The organism is Huintestinicola sp., from assembly GCF_050874005.1.
Lineage (GTDB): Bacteria > Bacillota > Clostridia > Oscillospirales > Ruminococcaceae > Huintestinicola.
The window spans coordinates 105,082-111,385 of sequence record NZ_JBNMJV010000004.1 but is presented as its reverse complement, the minus strand read 5'-3'; the positions used below and the strand labels follow the sequence as shown (position 1 = coordinate 111,385).

General features: G+C 47.0%; 4 protein-coding genes. 1 reads left to right on the top strand and 3 read right to left on the bottom strand.

The features are described from left to right. Nucleotides 1-224: 224 nt before the first annotated feature. Nucleotides 225-2,303, bottom strand: coding sequence for a glycoside hydrolase family 3 C-terminal domain-containing protein (locus tag ACR0QN_RS02745; protein WP_432649662.1), 2,079 nt, complete (start codon nucleotides 2,301-2,303; stop codon nucleotides 225-227). A 248-nt stretch (nucleotides 2,304-2,551) separates the two neighbouring features. On the opposite strand from ACR0QN_RS02745, the gene ACR0QN_RS02740 reads away from it, so the two are divergent. Then, nucleotides 2,552-3,205 (top strand): hypothetical protein, encoded by a 654-nt coding sequence (locus tag ACR0QN_RS02740; protein ID WP_432649661.1) that lies wholly within the window; start codon nucleotides 2,552-2,554, stop codon nucleotides 3,203-3,205. A 115-nt stretch (nucleotides 3,206-3,320) separates the two neighbouring features. On the opposite strand, the gene ACR0QN_RS02735 is transcribed toward ACR0QN_RS02740, so the two are convergent. Beyond that, complete coding sequence (locus ACR0QN_RS02735) at nucleotides 3,321-4,142, bottom strand: N-acetylmuramoyl-L-alanine amidase family protein (RefSeq protein WP_432649660.1); 822 nt, start codon at nucleotides 4,140-4,142, stop codon at nucleotides 3,321-3,323. Between the two features lie 169 nt (nucleotides 4,143-4,311). Next, nucleotides 4,312-6,144, bottom strand: a complete 1,833-nt coding sequence (locus ACR0QN_RS02730) for a phosphoenolpyruvate carboxykinase (GTP) (RefSeq protein ID WP_432649659.1) — start codon at nucleotides 6,142-6,144, stop codon at nucleotides 4,312-4,314. Nucleotides 6,145-6,304 lie beyond the last annotated feature (160 nt).

Genomic DNA, 6,304 nt, shown 5'->3' with positions numbered 1-6,304 from the left:
TTTTGTGGTTATTAACATTATACCATATTGGAGCTTTTATTGTACTATTTTTTTCCATTTTTCAAAAAAATTCTGCTCGTTTTTCCCTTACCTACGTTGTTCCTTTGGATTTGATACTTGCTTTTTGGGGAAACTTAAAGGAGTTTTCGGAAAAAGGACGGAATGAGAAGGTTGACGTCAACAGCAGAAAAACGGCTTCTTCAAAGTGCAGAAGCCGTTCATTCTTAAAAAGCAATATCCGTTTCGGCACACAGCGTTTTGCACAGCTTATTGCTTATCTCATCGGGCTGATGAGTGCCTGCATAAAGGGTAAACCTGCTGCCGCAGCGCTTTCGTATGCCGTTTTGGTCAACAGCTGTAAACGCCCTTTCGGAAACGGGAATTGAAACAATAATTTTCTCCCCCGCCTCAAGCCGCACACGCCTGAAACCGCAAAGGCTCACATTCAGCACCGCATTTTCGCTGTAGTCCTTGATGTAAAGCTCAATAACGTCCTCCGTTGCGGTCTGTCCTCTGTTTTCGGCAGTTACATCGGCAATTCCGTCCTTGTACCTGACCGAAGTGCAGACAATATCACCGTAGGTAAGACCGTATCCAAAGGGGTAAAGCACATTGTTTTCCGCATAGCGGTAAGTCCTGTTTTTCATAGAGTAATCCGTAAATTCGGGCAGCAGCTCCGAGTTTTCGTAGAATGTGACGGGAAGCTTGCCCGATGGACTTACATCTCCGAAAAGTATCTCCGCAAGCGCTGTTCCGCCTTCGGAACCCGGGTACCAGGTGTGGATAAGTGCGTCGGGAGAGCATTCGGTATTTACCGAGCTTCCTGCGGCGCATACCACCACAACGGGCTTGCCGGTTTTCATTATCCTGTCGATCAAAATGCGCTGGCTTTCGGGGAGACGGATATCCTTCTTGTCACACGAGGAAAACTCGTTTCCCGTGTCTCCCTCTTCACCCTCAATAGTTGCGTCAAGACCCACGCAGAGTATAATAACATCTGCACATTCCGCCGCCGCCATTGCCTCCGCATACCTGTCTCCCGCCTTAGCAAGTCCCGAGCTTCTGTCCTTGTACAGATGGCAGCCCTCTGCAAATATTACCCTGCCGCTGAACCTTTCCTGAATTCCCTCAAGGAATGTAACATATCTGTCGGCAGTACCGTTGTAATTGCCCTCGAGAGCAGTTCTGCTGTTGCTGTTGGGACCAATTACGGCAATAGTTTTCATCTCATTCTCATTCAAAGGCAGTATGCCGTTATTTTTCAGAAGCACCATTGACCTTTCGGCACATTCCAGGGAAATGTCCTTGTGCTCACGGCAGGAAACTATCTCATATGGGATATCATCATACTCTGTCTTTTCGTCAAACATACCAAGCCTTATCCGTGTCCTCATAAGATGAACGCAGGCTTTTCTTATGTCCTCCTTTGTAACAAGCCCCTCGTCCAGGGCGGCAAGGACATTGGCATAGGTACAGCCGCAGTTTACGTCGCAGCCTGCGGTAAGCGCCATAGCTGCGGACTCCACCGCATTTTTCGTAAGACCGTGATGCTCGTGGAAATCGCTTATCGCCCAGCAGTCGGAAACGAAATAACCGTCAAATCCCCATTCTCTGAGCTTATCCATAAGAAAACTGCTTGCACAGGCGGCTTCACCGTTGACACGGTTGTATGCGCCCATTACGCCCTCCACGTGGGCTTCTTTTATCAAAGCCTCAAATGCGGGCAGATAAGTTTCCTCCATATCTTTAGAGGACACCTCCGCATTGAACTTGTGCCGCAAAGCCTCGGGACCACTGTGAACGGCAAAATGCTTTGCGCAGGCGGCTGCTCTCATAACTTTGCCGCTGCCCTGAAGTCCTTTCACATATGCTTTTCCGTTTTCTGCGGTAAGAAAAGGGTCCTCGCCGTAGGTCTCGTGTCCTCTGCCCCACCTCGGGTCTCTGAAAATATTGATGTTCGGCGCCCAGAGGGTAAGTCCTTTGTAAATGTCCCTGTCGCCGTATTTTGCATAAGCGTTGTATTTTGCCCTTGTCTCGGCAGATGTTATTTCTCCCGCTTTTTCCACAAGCCCTGTGTCAAACATAGCCGCAAGACCGATAGCCTGGGGAAACATCGCTGCAGTACCCGAGCGTGCAAGTCCGTGAAGCCCCTCGTTCCACCAGTTATAGGCAGGTATGCCCAGTCTCGGAACAGCAGGGGAGTCGTATCTCAGCTGACCTGCCTGTTCCTCGACGGTCATTTCATCGGTAAGGGCCTCCGCTCTTTCAAGGGGCGTGAGAGATGTATCAAGATATTTTTTCATATAATATAAAAGTCCTTTCCGCAAAAAGAAAAATCGTATTTATGTGTCTATTATACGGAAAACAAAAGCGCTTGTCAATATAATATCAGAAGAATAAAAATCATAGTAAAAATTTACAGGCATATTTATTGGGAAATTTCTGTAAAATTGTAAAATAACTATTGCAATAAAATTATTTTTGTGATATAATGCATATGCGGATAATGTTCTGCAAAACAAAACTAAAAAAAATTATGGGGGTCATTATTATGAATAAGCTTTTTAAACGAATAGGCGCAGCGCTTTGCGGCGTACTTATGGCGGCAGGCCTTTCGGGCTGTATGTATATCGGTCTGGGAGTTGAGATGAGAAGCAACAATACAGGCTCGGTTTCCCTGTCCTACGGTATGTCTTCCGATTACTGCACCGAGGAGGATTTTGCCGATTCCGAATATGAGATCAAACATTTCACAGTTAACGGCAAAGACTACATCGGTTACGATTATACCGAGGATTACAGCAGCTATGAGGAGCTAAGCGCCGAACTTACCACTCTCAGCGACGACGGCAACAGTTTGTTTACCTCCGCAAAGGCAGAGAAGAAAAACAGCCTTTTCGTTTCTACATACACCTTTGACGCAGTTATGCCTGCTCTTATGGGCGATGACTCGGGAGAATATGCAGGTATGGCTTCTGAAATGATCGCCGTTGACTTTACTCTGAAAATGCCCGGCACCGTTAAATACTGCGAGGGCGGCACAATAGGCGACGACGGCAGCATCACCTTTAATGTTGATCCTTCCGCAGAATGTACCTTCTCCTGCCAGTCCACCGAGGTTAATTTCGCTGCAATATTTATCACGGTCGGAATTGTTATTGTGGTGATCGGCGTTATTGCTGTGGCTGCAAAGAAGAAAAACTGATAAGCAGACATTTTTATTCCCCTGTCTTTTTGGCAGGGGGATTTTTTTATATAAGGGCAGTAAAAAATGCTCCGAAGCCATAAGGGGTTCGGAGCATTTTCAGAAACAGATCTTATCATTCAACGGTTATTTCCAGAACAACATAAGCGGACGAATTAGCTTCAGATTTTATGGTAATATTTGCCTTGCCTGATTTGAGAGCTTCGATTTCGCCCCTGCTGTTTACAGAAATAACGTTGGAATTTGAACTTTTGAAAGAAACATCGGTGCAGTTTGTCTTGATAGGCTTGAAGCTGTATGCCAGCTTGAACTTTGCACCCTTGCTTATGGTAAATTTAGTATTGGTAACAATGATCTCATCGGGAACGATCTTTTCCGTTTCCTCTTCCTTTTCGACCTTTGAGCCGCCGGAAGAACTGCTGCCGGTTTTTACCTTGCCGTTCCTATCGAATTTAACCTTTTTGCCGTCAATGGTAACAGTCTTGTTAACGGCTCTTTTTCCGTCGGAGCAGTAATAGTAATCTGTGCCGTCCACGTCCTGCCAGCCTGTTACCATAACGCCGTCTTCATCAAAATAGTAATAGTTTTTGTCAATCTTAACGCTGCCGACGCTCATTACGCCCTTCATGGAGAAATAGTATTTTCCCGACTTGAGCTTCAGCCAGCCTGTACGCATAGTTCCGTCGGAATTGAAGTAATACTTCTTGCCCGATTTTGTGGTGAGCCAGCCTTTTTTCATAATGCCCTTGCTGTTGAAATAATAAGTCTCACCGTCGATCTCCTGCATACCTGTTACAGTTTTGCCGCTGTCGTCAATGTATGTCATACCCTTGGAGGTCTCTTTCCACTCGGCAGCAAAGCAGTTTGCAGAGGCAGATAATACTGCTGCAGCTGCCATACAGATAACAGCTGTCTTTTTAATTGCGTTGAATTTCATTTCAGGTCAACTCCTTGATTTATTTTGTTAACAATATTATACACCTCTGTGTGTTGTTTGTCAAGAGCTTTCAAAAAATGTCAATAAATATTTTTTTAAATCAAACTAAAAGCACCCCTGCAGAACTTGCAGAGGTGCTTCAGGATGATTTATGGATTTATGGGGTAAATCAGCCCAGTCTTGCCTCGATCTTGTCGAGCTGAGCATAGAGAGCTGCGGGAACGTGACCGCCCTTAGCGGTGATGTCCTCGTCGTAGTATCTTCTCATCTCAGCAATTTCCTTCTTCCAGAGGTCCTTGTCGATGTAAAGGAGCTTGTCCAGGATCTCGGGAGTAACCTCGTCCTCGATGCCCTCAAGGTTGATGTCACCCTTCTTGGGAACATATCCGATAGGAGTCTCCTCAGCGTCGATAGTACCCTCGCAGCGCTTGATGATCCAGTCGAGAATTCTCATATTGTCACCGAAGCCGGGCCACATAAAGTTGCCGTTCTCGTCCTGCTTGAACCAGTTAACGTTGAAGATCTTAGGAGCCTTGTCGCCGAGCTTCTCGCCCATCTCGAGCCAGTGTGCCCAGTAATCGCCTACGTTGTAGCCGATGAAGGGCTTCATAGCCATAGGATCGTGACGGAGAACGCCTACTGCGCCTGTAGCTGCAGCTGTTGTCTCGGAGGAAACAGCAGAGCCCATATATGTGCCGTGAGTCCAGTCAAAGGACTGATATACGAGAGGAGTTGTGGAAGCACGTCTGCCGCCGAAGATGATAGCGGAAACGGGAACACCCTTGGGGTTGTTGAACTCGGGAGATACGCAGGGGCAGTTGATAGCGGGAGCTGTAAATCTGGAGTTGGGGTGAGCGAGCTTCTGAGGCTTGCCGTCAGCACCGATAACAGATGTGAACTCCTTGCCGTTTACCTTAGCGCCCTTCCACTCTGTAGCGTCCTCGGGAGGATTCTTGTCGAGACCTTCCCACCAAACGGTGTTGTCAGCGTTGTTAAGAGCAACGTTTGTGAAGATAGTGTTCTTCATTGTGGAAGCAAGAGCGTTGTAGTTGGACTTTGCGTTTGTACCGGGAGCAACGCCGAAGAAGCCGTTCTCGGGGTTGATAGCGTAAAGTCTGCCGTCCTCGCCGGGCTTCATCCAAGCGATATCGTCGCCTACTGTGAATACTTCATAGCCCTGATCCTTGTAAGCCTTGGGAGGAATGAGCATTGCAAGGTTGGTCTTGCCGCAGGCAGAGGGGAATGCAGCTGTGATGTAAACTACCTTGCCGTCGGGCTTCTTAACGCCGAGGATAAGCATATGCTCAGCCATCCAGCCCTCGTTCTTGCCCTGATAGGAAGCGATACGGAGAGCGAAGCACTTCTTGCCGAGGAGAACGTTTCCGCCGTATGCGGAGTTGATGGACCAGATCGTGTTGTCCTGAGGGAACTGAACGATGTATCTGTTCTCGGGATCAACATCAGCCTTGGAGTGGAGACCTCTTACGAAATCGTTGGAGGTATCGCCAAGGTTTTCGAAAGCCTGTGCGCCCATTCTTGTCATAATATTCATATTGAGAACAACGTAGATGGAATCGGTGATCTCAACGCCCACCTTAGCGAGAGGAGAACCGATAGGACCCATAGAATAAGGGATAACGTACATTGTTCTGCCCTTCATAACACCGTCGTAAAGCTTTGAAAGCTTAGCGTACATCTCGGCGGGATCGCACCAGTTATTTGTAGGACCTGCTTCTTCCTTTGTAGGTGTGCAGATGAAAGTTCTGTCCTCAACACGTGCAACGTCGTTGGGGAGAGTTCTGTGGTACAGACAGCCGGGAAGCTTTTCCTGATTGAGTCTGTACATCTTGTCTCTGTTGCCCTCGGGAAGTGAGCAAACCTCATCGGTAAGAGCATCGAGCTGCTCCTTGGAGCCGTCGATCCATACAACCTTGTCAGGCTTTGTGAGAGCGACCATCTCGTCTACCCACTTGAGTACGTTGGGATTCTTTGTAAGTGCCATACTTCAAAACTCCTTTATTAAATGATATTTTTAACGAAAAACAGAGCTCAAAATGAATAATGTTACAAAGTGACTTGCAAAATTTGCTTAAAAAAAACAATATACATTGTGATTTTTTTAACAAACCGCAGGATAAAAACACTTTGCCGTTGTTCACCAA

Excerpts from the sequence above, each read along its gene's own strand:
- ACR0QN_RS02745 (WP_432649662.1), bottom strand. The coding sequence starts at position 2,303 with ATGAAAAAATATCTTGATACATCTCTCACGCCCCTTGAAAGAGCGGAG.
- ACR0QN_RS02740 (WP_432649661.1), top strand. The coding sequence starts at position 2,552 with ATGAATAAGCTTTTTAAACGAATAGGCGCAGCGCTTTGCGGCGTACTT.
- ACR0QN_RS02735 (WP_432649660.1), bottom strand. The coding sequence starts at position 4,142 with ATGAAATTCAACGCAATTAAAAAGACAGCTGTTATCTGTATGGCAGCT.
- ACR0QN_RS02730 (WP_432649659.1), bottom strand. The coding sequence starts at position 6,144 with ATGGCACTTACAAAGAATCCCAACGTACTCAAGTGGGTAGACGAGATG.